At 42.1% G+C, this 22,408-nt stretch carries 23 protein-coding genes, 1 tRNA gene and 2 riboswitches; of the genes, 11 read left to right on the top strand and 13 right to left on the bottom strand.

Translation table 11 applies throughout. From position 1 onward, the window contains the following. Positions 1-94 precede the first annotated feature (94 nt). The 3 genes from BLR82_RS19460 (at position 95) to BLR82_RS19450 (ending at position 3,476) form a co-directional block, all read left to right on the top strand. Positions 95-295 (top strand): YqgQ family protein, encoded by a 201-nt coding sequence (locus BLR82_RS19460; protein ID WP_074601107.1) that lies wholly within the window; start codon positions 95-97, stop codon positions 293-295. A 12-nt stretch (positions 296-307) separates the two neighbouring features. Next, positions 308-1,273 carry an ROK family glucokinase gene (locus BLR82_RS19455; protein ID WP_074601106.1) on the top strand — a complete coding sequence of 322 codons (966 nt, stop codon included), beginning with the start codon at positions 308-310 and terminating at the stop codon, positions 1,271-1,273. 259 nt (positions 1,274-1,532) lie between these two features. Beyond that, a complete protein-coding gene (locus BLR82_RS19450) occupies positions 1,533-3,476 on the top strand; it encodes an LTA synthase family protein (RefSeq protein ID WP_074601105.1) in 1,944 nt (647 codons plus the stop codon). Between the two features lie 591 nt (positions 3,477-4,067). Here BLR82_RS19450 and BLR82_RS19445 read toward each other — a convergent pair. Next, positions 4,068-4,238: a DUF2759 domain-containing protein gene (locus BLR82_RS19445; RefSeq protein WP_074601104.1), complete on the bottom strand. Its 171-nt coding sequence runs from the start codon at positions 4,236-4,238 to the stop codon at positions 4,068-4,070. 152 nt (positions 4,239-4,390) lie between these two features. On the opposite strand from BLR82_RS19445, the gene BLR82_RS19440 reads away from it, so the two are divergent. After that, on the top strand, positions 4,391-5,011 hold the full coding sequence (locus BLR82_RS19440; protein ID WP_074601103.1) for an MBL fold metallo-hydrolase: 621 nt from the start codon (positions 4,391-4,393) through the stop codon (positions 5,009-5,011). A gap of 68 nt (positions 5,012-5,079) precedes the next feature. Here the strand turns inward: BLR82_RS19440 and BLR82_RS19435 are convergent, their stop codons facing one another. The 9 genes from BLR82_RS19435 to comGA form a co-directional block, all read right to left on the bottom strand. After that, the gene (locus BLR82_RS19435; protein ID WP_026569956.1) at positions 5,080-5,322 is read right to left on the bottom strand and encodes a DUF2626 domain-containing protein; all 243 of its coding nucleotides are present in this window, start codon (positions 5,320-5,322) and stop codon (positions 5,080-5,082) included. Between the two features lie 120 nt (positions 5,323-5,442). Next, positions 5,443-5,514, bottom strand: a tRNA-Gln gene (locus BLR82_RS19430). A gap of 314 nt (positions 5,515-5,828) precedes the next feature. Further along, positions 5,829-6,218 carry a hypothetical protein gene (locus BLR82_RS19425; protein ID WP_074601102.1) on the bottom strand — a complete coding sequence of 130 codons (390 nt, stop codon included), beginning with the start codon at positions 6,216-6,218 and terminating at the stop codon, positions 5,829-5,831. After that, entirely contained in the window at positions 6,193-6,621 is a 429-nt protein-coding gene (locus BLR82_RS19420) for a competence type IV pilus minor pilin ComGF (RefSeq protein WP_175486859.1), read from the bottom strand. The genes BLR82_RS19425 and BLR82_RS19420 overlap by 26 nt, the downstream gene beginning before the upstream one ends. After that, positions 6,584-6,934: a type II secretion system protein gene (locus tag BLR82_RS19415; protein WP_074601100.1), complete on the bottom strand. Its 351-nt coding sequence runs from the start codon at positions 6,932-6,934 to the stop codon at positions 6,584-6,586. The genes BLR82_RS19420 and BLR82_RS19415 overlap by 38 nt, the downstream gene beginning before the upstream one ends. Further along, positions 6,921-7,355 carry a competence type IV pilus minor pilin ComGD gene (gene comGD, locus BLR82_RS19410; protein ID WP_074601099.1) on the bottom strand — a complete coding sequence of 145 codons (435 nt, stop codon included), beginning with the start codon at positions 7,353-7,355 and terminating at the stop codon, positions 6,921-6,923. The genes BLR82_RS19415 and comGD overlap by 14 nt, the downstream gene beginning before the upstream one ends. Next, positions 7,352-7,657, bottom strand: coding sequence for a competence type IV pilus major pilin ComGC (gene comGC, locus BLR82_RS19405; RefSeq protein WP_074601098.1), 306 nt, complete (start codon positions 7,655-7,657; stop codon positions 7,352-7,354). Before comGC ends, comGD begins: the two co-directional genes overlap by 4 nt. A 15-nt stretch (positions 7,658-7,672) precedes the next feature. Beyond that, the gene (gene comGB, locus BLR82_RS19400) at positions 7,673-8,737 is read right to left on the bottom strand and encodes a competence type IV pilus assembly protein ComGB (RefSeq protein WP_074601097.1); all 1,065 of its coding nucleotides are present in this window, start codon (positions 8,735-8,737) and stop codon (positions 7,673-7,675) included. Beyond that, positions 8,697-9,713 (bottom strand): competence type IV pilus ATPase ComGA, encoded by a 1,017-nt coding sequence (gene comGA / locus BLR82_RS19395; RefSeq protein WP_074601096.1) that lies wholly within the window; start codon positions 9,711-9,713, stop codon positions 8,697-8,699. Before comGA ends, comGB begins: the two co-directional genes overlap by 41 nt. 108 nt (positions 9,714-9,821) lie before the next feature. Here comGA and BLR82_RS19390 point away from each other — a divergent pair, with 108 nt between their 5' ends. Together BLR82_RS19390 and BLR82_RS19385 are read left to right on the top strand one after the other, a co-directional pair. Then, positions 9,822-10,337: a shikimate kinase gene (locus BLR82_RS19390; RefSeq protein WP_074601095.1), complete on the top strand. Its 516-nt coding sequence runs from the start codon at positions 9,822-9,824 to the stop codon at positions 10,335-10,337. Between the two features lie 22 nt (positions 10,338-10,359). Beyond that, entirely contained in the window at positions 10,360-10,539 is a 180-nt protein-coding gene (locus BLR82_RS19385; RefSeq protein ID WP_074601094.1) for a YqzE family protein, read from the top strand. Between the two features lie 217 nt (positions 10,540-10,756). Here BLR82_RS19385 and BLR82_RS19380 read toward each other — a convergent pair whose 3' ends face one another. Both BLR82_RS19380 and BLR82_RS19375 read right to left on the bottom strand, forming a co-directional pair. Beyond that, positions 10,757-11,569 carry a YqhG family protein gene (locus BLR82_RS19380; protein ID WP_074601093.1) on the bottom strand — a complete coding sequence of 271 codons (813 nt, stop codon included), beginning with the start codon at positions 11,567-11,569 and terminating at the stop codon, positions 10,757-10,759. Next, positions 11,547-13,220 carry a DEAD/DEAH box helicase gene (locus tag BLR82_RS19375; protein ID WP_074601092.1) on the bottom strand — a complete coding sequence of 558 codons (1,674 nt, stop codon included), beginning with the start codon at positions 13,218-13,220 and terminating at the stop codon, positions 11,547-11,549. The genes BLR82_RS19380 and BLR82_RS19375 overlap by 23 nt, the downstream gene beginning before the upstream one ends. A gap of 163 nt (positions 13,221-13,383) precedes the next feature. After that, a riboswitch (glycine riboswitch) is annotated at positions 13,384-13,475 on the top strand. A 3-nt stretch (positions 13,476-13,478) separates the two neighbouring features. Then, positions 13,479-13,559: riboswitch (glycine riboswitch) on the top strand. Between the two features lie 117 nt (positions 13,560-13,676). Here BLR82_RS19375 and gcvT point away from each other — a divergent pair. From gcvT to gcvPB, 3 genes are read left to right on the top strand one after another with little or no spacing between them, the layout of a single operon-like run. Continuing rightward, complete coding sequence (gene gcvT, locus BLR82_RS19370) at positions 13,677-14,780, top strand: glycine cleavage system aminomethyltransferase GcvT (RefSeq protein WP_083334959.1); 1,104 nt, start codon at positions 13,677-13,679, stop codon at positions 14,778-14,780. Between the two features lie 25 nt (positions 14,781-14,805). Beyond that, a complete protein-coding gene (gcvPA, locus tag BLR82_RS19365; protein WP_074601090.1) occupies positions 14,806-16,152 on the top strand; it encodes an aminomethyl-transferring glycine dehydrogenase subunit GcvPA in 1,347 nt (448 codons plus the stop codon). Next, positions 16,145-17,608 carry an aminomethyl-transferring glycine dehydrogenase subunit GcvPB gene (gene gcvPB / locus BLR82_RS19360; RefSeq protein WP_074601089.1) on the top strand — a complete coding sequence of 488 codons (1,464 nt, stop codon included), beginning with the start codon at positions 16,145-16,147 and terminating at the stop codon, positions 17,606-17,608. Before gcvPA ends, gcvPB begins: the two co-directional genes overlap by 8 nt. 299 nt (positions 17,609-17,907) lie before the next feature. Here gcvPB and BLR82_RS19355 read toward each other — a convergent pair whose 3' ends face one another. After that, entirely contained in the window at positions 17,908-18,294 is a 387-nt protein-coding gene (locus BLR82_RS19355; RefSeq protein WP_074601152.1) for a rhodanese-like domain-containing protein, read from the bottom strand. Between the two features lie 462 nt (positions 18,295-18,756). Here BLR82_RS19355 and BLR82_RS19350 point away from each other — a divergent pair, with 462 nt between their 5' ends. Both BLR82_RS19350 and mntR read left to right on the top strand, forming a co-directional pair. Then, positions 18,757-21,324 (top strand): vitamin B12-dependent ribonucleotide reductase, encoded by a 2,568-nt coding sequence (locus BLR82_RS19350; protein ID WP_074601088.1) that lies wholly within the window; start codon positions 18,757-18,759, stop codon positions 21,322-21,324. A 159-nt stretch (positions 21,325-21,483) separates the two neighbouring features. After that, a complete protein-coding gene (mntR, locus tag BLR82_RS19345) occupies positions 21,484-21,906 on the top strand; it encodes a transcriptional regulator MntR (protein ID WP_074601087.1) in 423 nt (140 codons plus the stop codon). The last annotated feature ends 502 nt before the right edge of the window (positions 21,907-22,408 follow it).

Here is a 22,408-nt window from a genome sequence, read left to right as displayed (position 1 = left end):
ATTCATTAAGTATTCCTCTGCATAAACTGACAATTAGTGGTTAATCATTCCCAACCGGATAAAAGATTGGTATAATGATTTTTGGTGATTTAATATGAAAACGATTTATGATATTCAACAATTTTTAAAAAATTTCGGTACTTTCATTTATTTAGGAGATAGGATAGCCGACCTGGATATGATGGAAGACGAAGTAAGAGAATTATACAAAGCGCAATGCATGGAAACAAAGGATTTTCAATCGGCCATCCTGCTGTTGAAACAGGAGAAACAGAAGCTGAAGGAACAACAATAAGGGGGAAGCGGAATGGCAGAAAAATATGCTGTCGGCGTCGATATCGGCGGTACAACGGTGAAACTGGCTATTATTAAAGAAACCGGTGACATTGTCGAAAAGTGGGAGATTGAAACCAACCTCGAAAATAGCGGTTCATCCATACCGGAGGACATATGGTCATCCGTTGCTCAAAAATTAGAAACAATTGGCTTGCAGTCTTCGGATTTGATTGGAATCGGTGCAGGTGCCCCTGGATTTGTCGACACAGATTCTGGGACAGTAGCTGTTGCTGTGAATATAGGATGGAAAGATTTTGCATTGGCCGATAAGCTAGAAAACTTGTCGGGATTGCCTGCCGTAGTGGATAATGATGCCAATATAGCGGCACTCGGAGAAAACTGGCTAGGGGCGGGAAACCAGGCAGAAAATTTAGTAGCAGTCACAATTGGGACTGGGGTCGGGGGCGGTATAATCGCAAACGGCCAGGTGATAAACGGAGTAAATGGCACAGCAGGGGAGATCGGACATATTACGGTAGAAACTGACGGCGCCCCTTGCAATTGTGGCCGTAATGGTTGTTTGGAAACCGTTGCATCTGCCACTGGTATTGCTAGACAGGCTGAGCAATATATTAATTCGGCTCAGGAGACAATACTAAAAACGGTGTATAAAGAGAACGGAAAAGTTACCGCCAAAGATGTATTCGACTCGGCGGCTGCCGGAGATAAAGTCTCCGAAGCAATTATTGACCGGGTAACGGATGTTTTGGGACTGGCTATAGCCAACGCGGCCACCGTTGTTAATCCTTCCAAAATTGTGATTGGAGGAGGGGTATCTAAAGCGGGTGAACAGCTCCTAATCCCACTCCGAAAAGCTTTTGACAAATACGCATTGCCCCGGATTAGCGAAGGTGTTGAATTTGTCACCGCAAAATTGGGAAATGATGCGGGGGTTATCGGTGCGGTTTATTTGATCGTACAGGGAAGGAATGCATAAACGTTTTATTCATTACTGAAAAAATAAGCCTTAAGAGGGTTTATTTTTTTGGTAATGTCTATTAAAATATAGAAATATTAAAAAGACGTAATTTTTTTCTAAAAAAATGAAACCTTCTCTTAGGAGGGCACGTCTTATAATTAGTGTTTATTTATTACAGATGGTGGAATATAATTTAATAATGTAAAACGCATGTAAATTTATCATGGATTATTATTAAACTATGAAAATAGAGTTTTGCTGTTAGGAGGAAGAAAGCATGTCTAAGAAACTGTTTAATATACCGTTGTATATTATTGCAACCGTACTATTTGGTTTAAAGACGTATATTGTATATCGTTTTATATTTGAAATATCGCTTGATAATTGGATGCAGGAATTTATCCTGTTTGTGAACCCATTCGCTTCTGCATTTTTGGTGTTTGCGCTGAGCGTATGGTTCAAAGAGAGAAGACAAATGAAGTTCTTGCGCTATGCCGCGCTGATTGGGACACTGATTATTTACTTTAATTTGATTTTTTACCGGAATTTCACCGACTTTATCACAATCCCTGTTCTATTCCAGGGAAGCAATGCGGCGGATTTAGGTTCAAGTTTTATGTCACTTGTCCACATTCCGGATTTGCTATTGTTTCTTGATGTAGCCATCATCTGGGTATTGAGCAGAAAGTATCCTTCCGTAATATCGGCAGGATATCATAAAAGAGGCAAAACGCTTGCACTTAGTGTTTCTCTTTTATTCTTGCTTTTCAACTATACGCTTGCTGAAATTGAGCGCCCGCAGTTGTTGCAGCGGACATTCGACCGGGAATATCTGGTGAAAAACATCGGGTTGTTCAACTATCATATTTATGATGCGGTGTTACAGTCCAAGACGAAGGCTCAACGAGTTTTCGCCGACGGAAATGAAATGCCGGAAATCACAGAATATGTTGATGAGCATGTTCAAAACGAAGAAAAGTCAGATATGTTTGGTGTAGCGAAAGGTAAAAACGTTATTTTTATCTCGCTTGAGTCAGTGCAAAATTTTGTCATCAACAATAAAGTGAATGGAGAAGAAATCACACCGTTCCTGAACGATTTGATTGATGAAAGTTACTATTTTGAAAACTTCTACCATCAGACTGAGCAGGGTAAAACATCTGATTCAGAATTCTTGATTGAAAACTCTTTGTATCCTTTGTCCAGAGGTGCAGTTTTCTTTACACACGGTCAAAATGAATACCATGCATCGCCGGAAATCTTAGGGGAAAATGGTTATTTCACCTCCGTTTTCCACGCCAATAATAAAAGTTTCTGGAATCGGGACGTTATGTATGACAGTCTTGGTTATGACAAGTTTTTCGATGTAGATTCGTATGAAGTGACAGAAGACAACTCGATTGGCTGGGGATTGAAAGATAAACCATTCTTTGAACAATCGATGAAATACTTGCAATCTCAGCAGCAGCCGTTTTATTCCAAATTCATTACGTTAACCAACCACTATCCGTTTGATTTGGAAGAGGAAGATGCTTCGATAGATAAGTATGACTCGAATTCGAAGACATTAAACCAGTATTTCCCGACCGTCCGTTACACGGATGAAGCTGTAGAACAATTCTTCAAGGATTTAAAGGAATCTGGCTTGTATGAAAACTCGGTTATCGTATTAATGGGTGATCACTATGGTATTAGTGAATTCCATAATAAAGCGATGGGGCAGTATCTTGGCAAAGAAATCACGCCTTATGAGCACATTCAGCTGCAGCGTGTACCGTTATTCATCCATATTCCTGGTGAAGAAGGGGGCGTCATTTCGGAAATTGCTGGTCAAATCGATGTGAAGCCAACGATTTTAAGTCTGTTAGGCATTGAAACGGACGACGACATTACCTTCGGAACCGATTTATTTGCCAAAGACCGTAAAGAATTTATCGCCTTACGTAATGGAGATTACATCAGCGATGATTATATCTATACAAAGGGCCAATGCTATGATCGTAAAACTGGTGAACTTCTTGAATCTGAACCTACGGGATTGGAGCAAAAACAAGAAGATACAGCCGAAGGCTTATGTGAGCCTATCAAAGAAAAGGTAGACAAAGAATTATCTTATTCCGATAAACTTATTTACGGAGACTTATTCCGTTTCTATGATTTTAACGACGAAGAAGACGGCCAAGACGAACAAAATGATCAGAGTGATCAAGTAGAACAATAAAAAAAGCATTCCCGTTCAACGGGAATGCTTTTTCATTCATCGAAGGATATAGTAAGGGCATAGCAGCAGGAGAAGAGCAAAAAAACCGGTTGTATACTGAATGTGGCGGTTTCCCCTGTCTTGAAGGATTTCATGAAGTCACTTAAACAGGGAGTCTGTCCGTAGATACTGGGAGATTTATTAATCACTGCCGACCGCTTTCCTTTCCTGCTGCAGATCTAGTGGGGGTTGGATGAAGTTCGTTGAGAAGTTAGGTAGATAAGAAGAGGCGTTTTCACATGAATGGAAGTGAAAAAGCTGCTGTGGAAGTCACTCCAAACTGTGAGAAGTAGGGAGACAAATGGTAGAAAAGCTTCTCCAAATCTATCCCCGTTAAAAGCGGCGTACGCGTTAAAAGAAAAGGGGAGGGATGAATGGTTTTAAACAAGTGATGAGAAGACAGCCGGAAAAGGGCTGAAGGAATGTCTGGAATGGACCCGTCTTGCAAATATAAAGGTATGAAAAGTAGGAACCACCACATTTGACAGAGAACCGAAAAATCCCCTGTCCAAAAGAACAGGGGATTTATTCATACTAACTTATTCATCTGGATCAAACGTTTTGAAACAATTCTGCCCAAATAGTCATAATGGAAAACCATCCGAACACTAAAGTAGATAATCCGGCAAAAAGTACAGCAAACATATTTTTAGCTTTCAATTCACGCAATACAGCAACAGCACATAAAATAGCTACAATCAATAACAGGATTGCCAATACCACTATCGATAACCTCCTTGAATTCCTGAAGATGCTCAGGAACAATCAATATTAATATGTAGTAGATATGATCTCCTCATACATTCTAAAACAAATTAAATGATTTGTCGAGATATACACGGACGATTTATACTGTTTTTAGAAGGAGTGGTAACATGAAGATAGAGAAAATGCCCCTTGGCCCGTTAGGCACTAATTGCTACCTTGTCATTAAAGACAAGGTAGCAATGATTGTAGACCCGGGAGGAGATGCGGATAAACTTTATACTTACCTGGAAGAGGCAAATATAAATCCGATAGCCATTTTGCTGACCCATGCACATTTTGACCATATTGGTGCTGTAGAGGATGTACGGAACAGGTATCAGATTCCTGTATTGGTACATAAAGCAGAGGCTGACTGGCTGTCCAATCCCAATTTAAATGGTTCAGCCCTGTTCCGTATGGAACCGATATCCGCCGGACCTGCTGATAAATATATACAGAGCGGTGAGATGGACATAGGCCCATTCTCGTTCCATATACGGGAAACCCCCGGCCATTCACCCGGTGGAGTGGCTTTCGTTTTTCCAGAGGAAAAATCGGTGATCTCGGGTGATTCCTTGTTTCAACGAGGAATTGGGAGAACCGACTTGCCTGGCGGGGACTTTGAAGTATTGGTAGAAACAATTAAAAGTAAACTGTTCAGCTTGCCTGATGATTATACTGTTTATCCTGGACATGGTCCTGAAACGGTAATCGGGGATGAAAAGGCACATAACCAATTTGTCGGTTGATCATATAGGGGAGCAATTCAAAGCAAAAAGCTCTGGCCTTTTTTAAAAAGGTCCAGAGCTTCATGTTTTTAATGCCCAAATCCGGGAACGAGTATGAAGTTCGTATAATAGGTAAAACCAATAAAGAACAGGGTGCAATAGCCACCGAATAAGTACATGTACATGCGTTCAGAGAGCTTCAAGTAGCTTACAGCAATAAAGAAAACTGTCTGAGCAAGGAACAAAACAGCTAGGCTTTCCATATCACCTATATAAAACATGACTGTGAAAATACCCGTCCAAAAAGAAAGAACGCGATACATTCTATCCATACTTTTCCCCTCCTTTTCAAGGTTATGTATCATGGTTATTATAAACGAGTATGATAAGATTGTAAATCAATCTTATCATTTCCAGAAATGAAGGGAAGAAATGCTCTCAACAATAACAAACTGGGCTAGCTGGATTCGAACCAGCGAATCACGGGATCAAAACCCGCTGCCTTACCGCTTGGCTATAGCCCAATGTTTGTACACTGTTAGGATGGATGGATAGGTTGTAAAATATACGTCTATTTATCAAATTCCATACAAAAAGATTAAGATGCAACTCCAGCTAGGGAAGCAGGCTAAAACCCCACTGAAACAAAGTTTTGAAAGCGTACTTCAAACGGATGTGTGGAAAATCTTATAAGGTTGAGGTTGCCCCACAGTGGTGGGACAACCCTTTCATCAAATTAACGGTTCTACTTCAACTACTCGAAATATCGTACCAATATTAGTTAGCAGTAGTCGTGAATCGTTTTCCTTTCCAATCCATACTTGTAAAAGACAACTGGTCATGGTGAACCTGGTTGGAAAACAACCAATTTATTGACGGTTGTGCCATTGGTGGTTTCCATGGTAAAGGTTGCTTTGAGAACTCCATCTTCTATTTTTTCACAGCGAATGACGGTAGTGCCTGATGGATATGTGTACTTCCAGGGAGCAGGGCAGCTCATATCCCAATTATGCTGCTCGGATTTTAGTTGCTCTTTCCCCATTTGCAGCAGTGTATCCAACTTAAGCTGTTCCTCATATTTGTAAGTTGCCATCTGCTGATTATGGAGGAGAGCAACTGCGCTGATTAATGCCATGATTATAACAACAGAGGCAAAGGCTACATAGGGGAAAATAAAACCATTAGGATTTAATTTTTCTTTCTTAAGGATAAGGGATGATTTTTTCATATTGTTCTCCTCTATCCATCATCACGGTTATTTTTAAGCCAAATGTCAGCTGTTCTATCGCAAAATCAGATACATCTCGCAACAATATTTCATGACCTTCACCAGCTACTTGTCTCCGTAATAGGTCCTCATACTGGCTAATCGAGATAATGGACCCCTCCCCCGGTTCAAATAATAGGGTGTTTCCTGAGACCTGCATTTCCACAGATTGTTCCGACTGATCAGCCAAAAATTGAAAGGCAAGTCTTACGGCTTGTTCCTGATAATGGTTGTCCATGGAAAGTGACTGGTAAAATATACCGACACAAGGAAGAACCATTAATAAGATGGCTAATCCGAAAAGAAGCGAAAGGAGTGTGAATCCCTTACTGTTTTGCGGGATAAGCATAAAGACAAACTTCATGGTCTTCCTGTTTTGCATATTGCCATTTCGCACATCCTTTCGTTAAATCAGTTTCATTGACAAATGTGTACGTAACCTTCACCCCCATTGTGGTGTCCTGGTAATTTTCACTTTCTGGATTTTCCTGTTGTTTTCCATAAGCAATTTCAATTAAATCATCATGAAGCTGCGACAGTACTTGCCTTTTTATCAATAATTGGTAATCCTCCATTTTGATGTGAAGCAAGCCGGGGAGAATGGTAACGGAAACCATGAGAAAAAGAGAGAAAACAGCTAATGCTTCGATGGTGGTAAATCCTCTACAATTCTTCATAGTAGTGCCTCCCTTTACCGAGCGGGAAGACCACTTTGTATCGCTTTCGATCTGTATAAATAATCATTGTTCCTGGCTGTTTTATTGTTCCTTTTGAGTTAAAGGAAAGTGGTATTTTAAGTGTTCTTAACTCAATTTTCCAGCTTTTCGGTATTTTTCTTTCTAAAATAACTTTGGCGGTACCACCTGTGCGAATGGTATATTTGTGACCTTTCGGATCGAGGTAAAGGGCATTTCTTTCGGAGGACAGCATTGCTGATTGTTGCAGGTAAATGAGATCGCTGTCGAATAACTGAAAGAAATCTTTTGTTTCTTGTTTCTCAAGTAGGTGCAAGGGAAGCGTGATACCTACGGCTGTAAGGGTAACGAGACAACCTAATACAATCATCACTTCGATGAAGGTAAAGCCCCCTGCTTTCATGGTGAGACAATCTCAACCTCTCCGGTTGGTGAAAGTTGAATTTGTTTCGCTCCATTGGCGCACGTATCTGTTTTTAAATAATTTTCATTCAGCAGCTCAGAAATAGAGTCTGGTTCGCTGCCATGGTCCAGAACATAGGCTTGTATTTGGCTGGAAGCCATTTCTGCGAGTGCAGTACAGCCTTTTGTCTGGACCTCTTCATTCTTATCAGCAAGGTTAGGCAATATGAGGATTAAGAGAATAGAAATAATCGTTAAAACGATTAACATCTCAATTAAAGTGAAGCCTTCTTCGTTTTTCATAACAGTCTCCTTTTGTCAGATTGAATTTATCAATTGGAACATCGGCATCATAATCGATAAGTAGACAAAAATTATCAAACCTGCAAGTAGACAAAATGTAAGCGGCTGAATCCAGGCGATCATCTTTTTCCATTTATCCTCGAGACTTTCGGTTAAAAAATCAGCGTAAATCTGTAAGTCATGCGCCAATTCTTGGGCATTGTTATTCTTAAGGAAAATGCTGAAAAGCTCAGTTTCAAAAAGGGTTAGACTTGGAAGGACAGTGGTGATATGGATACCTCGATTGAGATTGGCTGTAAAGATCATCGCATAGTGGGCGAGTATTGGATGGTGGCTTTGATTTTGCATAATAATCAGGGCGTCTTTCAATGGCACGGTACTTTTCAAAAGAGCTCCCAAGTGTATGGCAAACAGAAATGTAGTTTTCATTCGCTGAAAACCATACAATAAAGGAATTCTCTGAAGTATCCTTATGTGCAAATCAATCGGTATCCTGGTCTTCCATAATAACCAAACAGGGACAAAGAGAAGGGCTGCTGCAGCCATGCATGCGGAGAAGTTAAACAGAAAGTCGACAAACAAAACGGAATAAGTGGTGATTGCCGGTGTCTCTCCTGATACAGAGAGGACCATCTGTGTAAAAGCTGGATAAACTGAGGTTTTGATGAAATAAAGCAACACGGCAAAAAATCCAATCAGGATAAAAGGGTATCGTGAAGTTTTTTGAAATTGCTCGAATTGAGCCAGCTGCTTCTCCATTGTCTCAGAGCAGTGGCGGAGCATGGATTCTAAATCGCCGTTTTTTCTGGCAAAATATAAATAGGAAATGATATTCTGATGGAAATGCGCTTGTTCGAAAGCCTTGTCGATACTGTCCCCATTGGCCAAAGAACGAGAAATGAAGTGGGACGCACTTTTTAACTTTGGGTCCCATTCCAGCATCTGAAGGGAATCCATCAATGAGTAGCCGCTCTTGATAAGCCTGCTGAGACGTTGTAGCAGGACAAGCTGGTCTTTGGTGGATAATTTCATCCTGTTGTTAGAAACCAACGTTGAAAATTGTCTGATCAGCATAACCATACGCGTACGCTTTCCTCCTTAGTCGGGAAAATGTAGCAAAGGCAGGGGAGTGATAGGGATTGTGACCGCTTATTGCCTCGACCAGAGTAGTGTTTTCCAGCAACTCCAGTACGGCAGTACGGTTGTTACCAGAATCGGACAGTTGTATTGGCACCAATTGAAGAGCACATACACCTAGTAAGACCTGGTAGAGTTCATTCTTATTGATATCCATGTCAAGCAGGCGTTTGATCGTGCCATAGGCATCTTTGGCGTGAAGCGTAGATAAAACGAGATGACCAGTTAAAGCAGCTTGAACGGCAATTTGTGCTGTTCCCTTATCACGGATTTCTCCTATCATAAGAATGTCGGGATCATGTCGCAGCACTGCCTTTAACCCTGTTTGAAAGTTGATGCCGGCTTTTTCATTCACCTGAACTTGGATAGCTTTGTCCAAGTCCTTTTCAATCGGGTCTTCGAGTGTGATCACTTGAGGGGAATACTTATCAAGCAAGGATTGTAACAAGGCGTAAAGGGTAGTAGTCTTCCCGCTTCCAGTGGGCCCCGTAAGCAGGATGATTCCAGATTTAGCAGAAACCAAACTGTGAAGCTTGGTTAACTGCCAGGGGAACAATAACAACCGTTCGAGAGGAGGGGTGTCACTCTGGGGAAGAATACGGACGGCCAAGCTTTCAAAATGATTTACAGGGAGTGTGGACAAGCGAAGGGAGTAGGACGGACCACTATCCACCGTAAAAGGGATGGTGCCACTTTGCGGCTTACGTACTTCTCCTATATCCATTCCTGAGGTAAACTTATAATAACTGAGTATTTGTTTATAGTGTCTAACTGGTATTTTGCTGAAGAGGCTTCGTTCGCCTCTAATTCGAAAGAAAATTTCGGTATCAACTGCAGAGGGGAGGAAGTGGATGTCGGAGGCATTGGCTGAAATGGCAGCCGTAAGCAATTTTTCTGAGAAGGTGACAGCGATGGTCACTTCTTTAATCACCTCACTTTCATTTGGGATAAAGATTAATTCGACGAATTTCGTATTTTTCCTGCAATTATATAAAAATTCTTCAGGAAGTTCAGGGGGAGAGGAAGTATGAAAGCAATTTATCTTATCGGCTTTATGGGCAGCGGTAAATCAAGTGTATTACGATTGTTAGCTGAGAAAATGGCATTACCGGGGCTGGATACAGATCAGCAGATCGAGCAAACAACCGGACGCACAATCCCGGAAATTTTTAAGTGCCAGGGGGAAGCAATCTTCCGTGAGAAGGAAACCGATACATTGATGAAAATGCCCAAAACGGATGCAGTGGTAGCAACGGGGGGCGGTATTGTGGAGTCCACAATGAACAGGAACTGGTTGAAGGAGCATGTTTTTGTGGTGTATCTACATACTTCATTAGCTGAAATTGATCGCAGATTAGGAAACGATGACTCACGCCCTCTCTGGAAAAAACACGAAAAAACAGAACTATATGAGCGTAGATTGGAGAAATACCGACAGACGGCTGACAATCTGATTGAAACGGATGGAAAGAGCCCCGAACAGGTGGCCGAAGAAATATACCAGCTTATAAGAAAAGAAAATACGGACATGCTAGGCATATAAGAAAAATTTAGAGGTGAGTAAAGTGTCCGGAAACGATTATGTGAAATTTATGACTCAGGAAATCGTGAAGTACATGGATACACCGCATGACCAACGGAAAAAGCAAAAACAGTACAGCAAAAGAGTGCGCAACGATGTTTCTGATCACTGGCTGGGTTTACTTCCATTTGCATTTCGTTTGCTCATGAAAAAGAAAAAGTAACAGGCTGTATTTTGACAGTCTGTTACTTTTTTAGTGGGCAGATTATTTTGGAAGATAAAAGAGTAAAAACTGTCCTTAATGAGAAAAGTGGGTTTTTACGTTCTTTGGATAAAAGTAACCCCTGTTTTCCAGAAGGTTTTAGTAGTTGCTGAACCCTTGGAATTTTCACGTATTCTCTCCCGATCTGAATACAGAAGGGTGGAGCAATGCGAATTATTCAACTACTTGAACGAACAACGTTTGAACTCTCCTGGGATAGGTAAAAAAGACCGCCGTTGATAATGTCAATGGAAATCCGAGGGCGGAATCTGCTTTCGATTTCGCTAAGTGCCTGCTGTAACTGGTTCTGTTTCTCCTTATCCGCCTGGTCTTCCTTATAGAAATGTTCAAGTAGTTTTCCTTCGGCATAAAGATGGTCCCATGATTCCTTCGCCCACGTGTAATCCTTTGTCCGAAGATAATCCTGTACATAGCGAATCATTCGCTGATAAGCGCTTTTGTTGTGAATCAGCGGAGATATTGTATAACAATAATCTGGTATTACTGGCTGTAGGTTTAACTTGGATAGCTTCTCCATCATTGGACTAACCAACGTTCCGTTAATCAATTGCAATCCGTAAGACAATAATTCATCCTTTTTATGCTTTCCTTGATAACTGATCTTTATGTTCAAAACCAGCCAGGGAATCAGCGGCTGGCGATACACCGATCCAGATTGCTCATACTGTCTGGTTATCTTTCCCTGTTTCGACAATGTACGGAATATTTGATGCAACCTCGGACTCCCGAAATGTACCCATTCACCTTGCTCATTTTGTCTGTCTGGATTTGTTATAAACGTAATTTTCATCGGCTGGCCTTGCTGGCCGATTTGTTTGATGTAGTGCCAGTAAAACGGCCGATTCATAATCAGTTCATCCATTTTATCTGTTAGTTGGATGGTCACTTTTCCATTTTCGTTGTCCAATAACTCGCATTGATTGGCCAGAAAGTAGTCGGAAAGAAATTTATGAAGATTCTCGATTGCCATCCCAATCCTCCTGTTCTTGTAACTGGTCTTGTCGCAAAGAGATCACCGAAGAGAGGTTGTCCAGTTTGATTTTGGCTTCCCCTTCTGTTTCTGATTCCCTGAAGATTGTCTGAATTTCCTGCTCGACATCTTTTATATCCAATTCGGCAAGAATGTCATCGAGGTTGCCTACCACCCGTTCAAACAAATGGATCTTTTCATATAATAAATTCAGCACATGTTCTTCCATCGTGTTGCGGAGCGCAAAGTTATATATATGAACATCCTGCTGCTGGCCGAATCGATGGATTCTTCCGATTCTTTGCTCCAAACGCATGGGATTCCAGGGTAGGTCATAATTTATCATGTTATTGCAAAATTGAAGGTTGATCCCTTCACCGCCGGCTTCAGTGGCAATCAAAACCTGCGCATGGTTTTGAAAAAGCTGCTTCATCCAATCTTTTTTGCCACGTTTAAATCCGCCCCGATACGGTACGGAAGAGATGCCGTGCTGCTGTAAGTACCACTGCAAGTACAACTGGGTTGCCCGGTATTCCGTAAAAATAATGAACTTCTCATCCGTGTTTCCGATTAATTCAACAACCTTATCGGCTTTTGCGTGGTGTGGCAGCTCTTCTATCACCTTCAGAAAATCCTGATATGCTTCCCGATTGGCAATCTGTTTTTCCTGCTGAAGCATTTTTTTCATGGATAAATAACAAGCTTCCCGTGAAGAGCACAGTTCTCTCGTCAATGTGATAGAAGAAAATGTATCTGCTTTACTGGTTATGGAAGTTAACTCATCGTAAGCCTGTTGCTCGGATTCGCTAAAAGCAATCCAGACCGTCTGGACTTTACGTTCCGTCCAGTCGACCTTTGTATCTTGCCTTCGGTTCCGAACCATCACTTTTTGAATAAGCTGCTTAAGGTGCTCGTCGTTAAATAAATTGTTACGATCTTTTCCGTAATTGGCGGTGAAGTCTTCATAATTCCCAAGATGTCCGGGTTTTAAAATCGAGACAAGGTTGAAAATGTCACTAAGTTTGTTTTGCACTGGTGTTGCAGTCAGAAGCAAGCAGTATTTCTTTTTCAAAGCGCGAACGAACTCATAGTTTTTGGTTTTATGGTTTTTGAGTTTATGAGCCTCGTCTATTAAGATGAAGTCGTATTCCTGCTCTAGAATAATATCGCGGTGCGGCTGGCGCTTGGCTGTATCAATCGAGCTAACAATGATACTGTTCTGATCCCATACCGGCCGTTTTCCTTGGGATACGGCCGGTATATAAAATTTTTGGCTGAGCTCCAGTACCCATTGGTTTACAAGGGAAGCGGGTACAAGAATCAGAGCTTTTTTAACCAATCCCCTGATCATGTATTCTTTTAAAATCAGTCCGGCTTCAATCGTCTTACCTAAACCGACCTCATCTGCCAGCAACCCTCTGCCGTTCATTTCTTCGATTATCTGCCTGGCGCAGTCCAGTTGGTGCGGTAAAAACTCCATATGAGGCAGATGTTTAGGTGCGGTCAACCCAGTAAATTCGGGTGTCAGGGTCGTTTGTGCTGCTTGATAGGACATCTGGAACAGCTGCCAGGAAGAAAACGGTCCGTCTTGTTGTAATGCGTCTTCCAATTCTTCTATGAAAGCAGTATCATTGTTTAGCTGGATATTCATCCCGTTTCCCCTTTCAAAATTATTCTTAAAAATTCTTCCCATACCAGCCGATTGCTATGGTATAATGATGCTGAATTTAAAAAAGTGTAAACATTATGACATAATACTCTTGGGTTCAACATCACCCTTATTATGTCCGAATATCGTTAATTTAATATAGCGAATGAATATAAGAGGAGAGACTATCTAAGAAGATAGCGCCGAAGGAGCAAGCATAATTGTGAATCTCTCAGGCAAAAAGACTCTTATAGGACGCAGCTCTGGAGAGTGTTTACGTATGTAAACCACCTAAGAAGCAAGCCGATCGGATTGGCGAAACTTTCTGGTGAAAGGACAGAGATTTTCCTGTGTGGGAAAATTTCTGTCCTTTTTTATGTTCGGTTTACTGTAGTGTCTGCCTGCGGCTAGTGTTGAACGGTTGCAGTTATGGATGATTATATAATAGGAGTTGATAGAATGGCAGAATTAAGCAGAACCCCTTTATTTCCAGAATATGAAAAAAGCGGTGCCAAAACGGTCGATTTCGGCGGTTGGGAAATGCCGGTTCAATTTACCGGGATTAAGAAAGAACATGAGGCCACAAGAACGGCAGCTGGTCTTTTTGATGTTTCCCATATGGGGGAGATCCTTGTAGAAGGCGAGGATGCGGAACGTTTTTTGCAGAAACTTTTAACAAATGATGTATCAAAACTCACACCGAAACGAGCACAGTACACCATGATGTGTTACCCGGATGGGGGAACGGTGGATGATTTGATTGTTTACCAGCTAGCTGAGCAGAAGTATATGCTTGTGGTCAATGCTGCTAACAGGGGTAAAGACCATGATTGGCTGCAGCAACACAAAATGGATGGGGTGGCCGTCAGGGATGTATCAGATCAGTATGTCCAGTTGGCTGTTCAAGGACCAAAAGCCGAAACCATTTTGCAAAAAATGACGGATGCTGATCTCTCCTCCATTCGTTTCTTTCGCTTTGAGATGGATGTGCCATTCTCCGATGTGAACGGTACAGCAATCGTGGCACGCACCGGTTATACAGGGGAAGATGGATTCGAAATATACATCGAACCTGAGGCTGGCATACAGCTATGGAGAAGACTGCTGGATGAAGGTGCATCAGATGGCCTCCAGCCGGTCGGACTCGGAGCGCGGGATACGCTTCGTTTTGAAGCGAATCTTGCGCTTTACGGGCAGGAACTTTCGGCCGAAATAACCCCAATCGAAGCAGGCCTAGGCTTTGCAGTCAAGACCGAGAAAGAAGCTGACTTCATAGGGAAAGAGGTCTTGAGAAACCAAAAAGAGAACGGCCCTCCAAGAAAATTGGTAGGAATTGAAATGATTGATAAAGGGATTCCCCGTACTAGCTACAAAGTGTATGCAGAGGAAGAGGAAATTGGATCTGTCACTACAGGTACACAGTCGCCGACATTAAAGAAAAACATCGGACTTGCTTTAATTCGGGCAAATTATGCAACTCAGGGAGAAGAGGTTTTTGTGCAGGTGCGAAAACGTCTATTGAAAGCAAAGGTAGTTCCGACGCCATTTTATAAAAGATCTTAAACAGATAAGCTAAGGGGGAAAAACAATGGAGTTTCGCTATTTACCGATGACCGATGAAGATAAGCAGGAAATGTTGCGCACGATCGGTGTTGAATCTACGGAGGCATTATTTTCGGATGTGCCTGAAAAAGTGCGTTTTCATGGTGAATTGAATATAAAAAAACCAACTAATGAACCAGCACTCCTCAAGGAGCTGGCAGATTTATCAAGGCAAAATGTCAGCTTGAAATCGCATGTTTCCTTTCTAGGTGCTGGTGTCTATGACCATTACATTCCATCCATCGTTGATCATGTCATCTCCCGGTCGGAGTTTTATACAGCATACACTCCTTACCAGCCGGAAATTTCTCAAGGGGAATTGCAGGCGATTTTTGAATTTCAGACAATGATTTGTGAATTAACGGGAATGGATGTAGCCAACTCCTCCATGTACGATGGACCCACTGCGCTAGCAGAAGCAGCGAACTTAAGTGCGTCACAGACCAAACGTAAGAAAATCATTGTGGCTGATACAGTTCATCCAGAGTCCAGGCAGGTGATTGCTTCTTATGCAAAAGGGCCTGGGCTTGAAATAGTAGAAATCGGACACAAGGAAGGCATGGTGGACGTAGAAGCCTTGCAGGCAGAAATAGACGACAACACGGCAGGCGTCATCGTGCAGTATCCAAACTTCTTAGGACAAATAGAGCCGCTTGCCGAGTTGCAGCAGTTGTTAGAAAAAGAGAAAGCGATGTTCATTGTCTCCAGTAATCCTTTGGCTTTGGGTTACCTGACTCCACCTGCAGCATTTGGAGCAGATATTGTCGTAGGGGATACACAAGTATTTGGAATTCCAACTCAGTTCGGCGGACCGCATTGTGGCTATTTCGCAACTACAAAGAAACTGATGCGGAAGGTTCCAGGACGGCTGGTTGGTCAAACCACCGATGAAGATGGCCGGCGTGGATTTGTTCTCACCTTACAGGCAAGAGAACAACATATCCGCAGGGACAAGGCGACTTCAAATATTTGCTCCAACCAGGCTTTGAATGCACTTGCTTCTTCTGTAGCAATGAGCTCCTTGGGTAAGCAGGGCATCAAGAAGATGGCATGGCTTAATATGCAGAAGGCCAGGTACTTACGACAACGCCTTAAAGAGCAGGGAGTAGAGAGCGTTTTGAGAGGGCCGTTTTTCAATGAGCTGGTTGTCGACATCAAGATGCCTGTAGCAGAGATGAACGAAAGACTGCTGAACAAGGGCTTTATAGGTGGATATGATCTGGCGAAGACATATCCTGAATTTGCTACTCACATGCTGGTAGCAGTCACTGAAAACCGAAGCAAAGATGAAATTGATGCTTTTGCCAAAGAAATGGGGGATATTCATGGATAAACAAGATTTTCCTTTAATTTTCGAACATAGTAAGCTCGGTAGAACAAGCTACAGCCTGCCGGAATTAGAAATCGAGGGATTCAACCTGAAAGAGGAAATCGATCCAGTTTATATCCGCGAGGAGGCACCGGAGCTTCCGGAAGTAAGTGAACTGCAGATTATCCGCCATTATACTGCTTTATCAAAAAGGAACCATGGAGTGGATTCAGGGTTTTATCCATTAGGTTCTTGCACGATGAAGTATAATCCGAAGATGAACGAGGACGTCGCACGATTGGAAGGGTTCAGTCATATCCATCCATACCAGGACACGAAAACTGTCCAGGGTGCTTTGAAAATGATGTATGATTTGCAAACGTCCCTGGCGGCCATCACAGGCATGCATGAGGTGACGTTGCAGCCTGCAGCAGGAGCTCAGGGAGAATGGACCGGACTGATGATGATCAGGGCATATCATGAGGCAAATGGTGATTGGAATCGCACGAAGGTCATCGTACCGGATTCTGCCCATGGAACCAACCCTGCATCTGCTACTGTAGCCGGATTTGAAGCGGTAACGGTAAAATCCAACGAACGGGGAACCGTGGATTTACAAGATCTAAAACGCGTAGTCGGTGAGGATACGGCTGCGTTGATGCTGACCAACCCGAATACGCTTGGTTTATTTGAAGAAAACATTGTCGAAATGGCAGAAATCGTTCACCAGGCGGGCGGAAAGCTTTATTATGACGGCGCCAACCTTAATGCGATTATGGGCTATGCGCGACCTGGGGATATGGGATTTGATGTTGTTCACTTAAATCTTCATAAAACCTTTACAGGTCCTCATGGTGGAGGAGGACCTGGCTCAGGACCGGTAGGAGTCAGTGAAGAATTGGCTAGGTTTTTACCTAAGCCGATTTTGACAGAATCAAATGGAGAATACTACTTTGACGAAGACAGACCAGATTCCATCGGTAGAGTGAAGCCTTATTTCGGCAATTTCGGAATTAATTTGCGGGCTTACACATATATACGTACTATGGGAGCAGAAGGATTGAAGAAGGTTAGCGAATTTGCTGTTTTAAATGCAAATTATATGATGAGGCGTTTGCAAGAGGAATATGAATTGCCTTATACCCAGCATTGCAAACATGAGTTCGTCCTTTCTGGAAAACGCCAGAAAAAACTGGGGGTACGTACGCTTGATATTGCGAAACGCTTGTTGGATTTCGGATATCATCCCCCGACCATTTACTTTCCACTGAACGTGGAAGAAGCGCTGATGGTAGAACCTACCGAAACAGAATCCAAAGAAACGCTTGATGGATTTATTGATACTATGATTCAAATTTCCAATGAAGCAAAGGAGAACCCGGAACTTGTCCAGGAAGCGCCTTATCATACAGTAGTGAAGCGAATGGATGAAACGACAGCGGCCAGAAAACCTATACTCCGTTACAATAGGGAATCATAAAATAAAATAAGCGGCCTGTCCGAAAAATTCGGGCAGGCCGCTTTAATTTTTTGTCCAGCTCCAGTGCCTACCCCCTCGAGGTCTTAAGCCAATCCTCTATGTGGACGAAAACACCACGTCGAGGCTAGGCTTAAGCTTGTCGGGGGTGATCGAGGCACTTGCGCATTTCGGTTTGTCCAGCTCCAGTGCCTACCCCCTCGAGGTCTTAAGCCAATCCTCTATGTGGATGAAAACACCACGTCGAGGCTAGTCTTAAGCTTGTCGGGGGTGATCGAGGCACTTTGGGCTTGTCTTTTATTTTAGTACTGTGAAGATTTAGACTTTCTTATTTTGCCGTTCCATTTTTTGAAACCGCCCTGAAGCTGGTACAATTCGTTGTATCCCTTTTTATTTAAAAGAATGGCAGCTCTTGCAGTTCTTGTCCCATTTTGGCAATACATATAAATCGGCTGATCTTTTCTTAATTCAGTCAAACGGTTTCGCATCTGGGAAAGCGGGATATTCCTTGCCCCCAGGATGTGCCCCCCGTCGAATTCTTTCGGTTCTCTTACATCAATTAATTGGGCTTTTCGGTATCCTTGACGGAATTCTTCTTCCGATAAGGTTTTCAGTATTTTTCTTTGTTTAAAGTATCTATATATACCGAAACCTACTATCACGATTAGCAAAATTAACAGAAATTCAATTCCCATAATCTGTTCCCCCATTTTCTTTAGCGTCAACCTATATTATAGGCATGTTATTATTTTTTTTCAAAGGATATTTCAGTGGCCTCCTGTTCCATCCATCACGAATTGTATCGTAAAAAAATTAGTTGTTTAAAAAAATTTCTGATTTATCATATTCTATAAGCTCTCTTTTTCGCGGATTTACAGGTTTACTTGTTGTTCAACAAAATACAGCAAAAAACGCAACTAATAAAAAAAGCTGTTTTCCAAAAAAATTAAGCTATTTTCTTTTTTTATCTCCGATTTACGGTTATAATTGCGATTTCTCATCTTTGACAAATCTTGTTCGTTTCGTTCCAACAAACAATATATAGTATGTTTTTAAAAAACAAAGCACAATATATTGTTTTATTTCTTAGAGATGTGGTAAATTGAATACTATACTTAATGTTTTAAAGGGAAGAAGGAGTGATGCCAGATATGAAAACCATCACAGAAGTAAACATGCAGATTAATGTCGACCAATTAAACGAGGATATCGCTTTATTTGAGCAGGTGCATCCAATAACAACGGAGATGAAAATCACCCATAAAGGTGTATCGCGTTTAGTAATGCTAGATAGGTATGCTTTCAAAGATACTGAGAAAACAACGTTGAAGTCAGGCGATTTTGTCGTTTTGACGGTAAAAGCAGACCCTAAGTTTCCAGCAAGGGGATATGGCTTTATCAAATCGATCGATTGGCAGGCAAAACGTGCTGAAATTCAGGTAGACAAGGATTTTGTTTCGGTGCTGGATGACCCGGAAGAAGCGAATACCGGGGTTGTCAGCAGATCGTTGGATGTGATTGATAAACCGCTCGAAATTTATTATGAACAAATTGCCAAGCGGAATGCAACAGGTCTCGCAAAGGTGGAAACAACTGAAGAAAAACAGCAGGAAGCCTTTGAGCGCTTTTATCATGAATTATCCAATATGCATTTTATTCCAGCTGGACGTGTATTGTATGGAGCAGGAGCTGAAACAGATGTGACCTACTTCAACTGTTATGTCATGCCATATATTCAAGATTCGCGCGAAGGAATTTCTGATCACCGTAAGCAAGTCATGGAAATAATGAGCAGGGGAGGAGGCGTCGGTACGAACGGATCTACGCTCCGACCACGCAATACCCTAGCACGAGGGGTGAATGGTAAATCTTCCGGATCTGTTTCCTGGCTGGATGATATTGCAAAGCTTACCCATCTGGTCGAGCAAGGCGGTTCTCGCAGGGGAGCGCAAATGATTATGCTGGCAGACTGGCATCCAGATATTATTGAATTTATCATTTCTAAAATGCAAAACCCGAGGATTCTCCGGTTTTTAATAGAAAATACAGAGGACGAGCAAATTAAAAAGTTGGCGCAAGAAAAGCTGAAATTCACACCGTTAACTCCGACGGAAATAGATCTGTACCAAGGCATTGTCAACTATAAAAACATGCCAGGATCAGGAGGGTTCACGGAAAATGCTATCAAAGAAGCGGAAGAAAAGCTGAACACTGGAGGTACATACAGTGTACATAATCCGGAATTTTTGACAGGGGCAAATATATCCGTTTGCCTGACAAAAGAGTTTATGGAAGCAGTCGAAAATGATATGGATTATGAACTTAGATTCCCTAATGTAGAAAATTACACGCCGGAAGAGATGCAGGCTTATAATGAAAACTGGCATGAAATCGGCGATGTACGTCGCTGGGAAGAAAAGGGTTACGGCGTCCGGGTTTATCGCCGGATGAAAGCAAAGGAATTGTGGAACCTGATCAATATCTGTGCCACATATTCTGCAGAACCTGGAATTTTCTTCATCGATAACGCGAATGATATGACAAATGCCAAGGCTTATGGACAGCAAGTTGTTGCTACCAACCCATGTGGAGAACAACCGCTTGCGCCTTATTCTGTTTGTAACCTGGCTGCAGTAAACCTTGCTTCTGTGGCCGATAAGGAAAATAAACAGGTTGACTTTGAAAAACTAAAAAACATTGTCCGTACAGGGGTAAGAATGCAGGATAATGTTATCGATGCTACCCCATACTTTCTTGCCGAGAATAAAAAGCAAGCACTAGGCGAACGTCGTGTCGGCCTGGGGGTTATGGGTCTGCATGATCTTTTGATCTATTCCGAAACGGAGTATGGTTCGGTGGAAGGCAATCAGCTTGTCGATAAAATTTTTGAAACCATTGCAACCACTGCTTACCGTACATCGATTGAATTGGCGAAGGAGAAAGGTAGCTTTCCATTTTTGATTGGAGATACAGAACAAGAGACCAAGGAGCTGCGCGAACGGTTTGTACAAACTGGCTATGTGAAAAAATTGCCGGAGGATATCCGTCAAGGCATTTTGGATCACGGTATCCGTAATTCGCATCTTCTAACGGTAGCTCCAACAGGAAGTACTGGTACAATGGTCGGTGTTTCTACTGGACTGGAGCCATATTTCTCCTTCTCTTACTTCCGTAGCGGCCGTTTAGGTAAATTTATTGAAGTGAAAGCAGATATTGTCCAGGAATATTTGGACAAGCATCCAGGAGAAGATGCCGACCATCTGCCGAATTGGTTTGTTACGGCGATGGAGTTATCACCAGAAGCACATGCAGATACCCAATGTGTGATTCAGAAATGGGTAGACAGTTCTATTTCTAAGACAGTCAATGCTCCAAAAGGTTATTCGGTTGAACAGGTAGAAAGTGTTTACCGCCGACTCTATAACGGGGGTGCCAAAGGCGGGACCGTCTATGTGGATGGCAGTCGGGACACACAGGTACTTTCCTTGAAAGCGGAAGACAATAGCTTTGACGAGGAAGAAAAACAACAGGACGAACCGACAGACAACAAACCTCATGTTGTTTTGATGGATACCATTCATGAATTGGAAAAAACAAACGTGACGATTGGCTCGGAGGTCGGTGATACATGCCCTGTTTGCCGGAAAGGTACAGTGGAAGACATAGGTGGCTGTAACACTTGTACAAATTGCAATGCGCAGTTGAAATGTGGATTATAAGCAATTAAAAGGGCGGCATCTGCCGCCCTTTCTTATTTGCTACGCCGTTAATGTTGAAAATAAATAGCTTGCGATTGTCAGCTTGTCTGCATGTATAAACTATTGTATGCTTTTACATAGAGGGAATAATTGGATTGAAGAAGCGAATGGAGGATTATTATGCCAACACCTAGCATGGAAGACTATATTGAGCAAATTTATCTGTTGATCGAATCGAAAGGATATGCACGCGTTTCCGATATAGCGGAAGCCTTGCATGTTCATCCATCCTCCGTCACTAAAATGGTTCAAAAGCTGGATAAAGATGAATATTTGAATTATGAAAAATACCGTGGACTGATCTTGACAGCGAAAGGAAAAAAGGTTGGTAAGCGGTTAGTATATCGGCATGAATTATTGGAACAATTTTTAGAATTGATCGGTGTAAATAAAGAAAACATCTATGAGGATGTGGAAGGAATCGAGCATCACTTAAGCTGGAATTCGATCGATCGAATCGGTGACCTGGTGCAATATTTTGAAGAAGATGAAGCAAGAGTGAAGGAACTGGAAGCCATTCATCAAAAAGCAGAAAATCAATAAGGAGTACCTTAGCAAAGAAGTATTACATCTATTGGTATAATACTTCTTTTTAAATATAAGCTGTTTTAGATATTTTGTAGGCTTTAGTTTGTTACATCATGATAACTATGAACTGTGCAGGTAATGTAAAGTGCCATTGCCTATTTAAATAAGAGTGTTAACCACCGCTTCGGCAGCATACTTCGCTTTCCGCGGGCACGGCTTCAGCTAACTTGGTAAAGAAAACCGCTTTCCCAAGTGGATCTTCAGCTCGCGCTGTTCCCGCAGGAGTCTGCGTATGCTACCTGCGCTAAGAAGCATGCTGAATGTCGCAAGCGTAGAAACTTTTTCCTTGAAACTCAACAAGCTATCTTAAAAACGGTTGTCAGGAAATAGGTTCTTCTTTTCATAAAAAGACAGTAGGGGTTCCGTCTATTCTTCTTCTCTTAGACTTTCTGCTTGTTCTCCCAGCTATGTCTTTTGATAAGACGGTTCATGGAGTACCAAGTGAATCCAAAAAATG

The organism is Sediminibacillus halophilus, assembly GCF_900103695.1.
GTDB lineage: Bacteria > Bacillota > Bacilli > Bacillales > Amphibacillaceae > Sediminibacillus > Sediminibacillus halophilus.
Note: the sequence above shows the minus strand (reverse complement) of the source record. Positions and strands in the feature narration are given on the sequence as shown.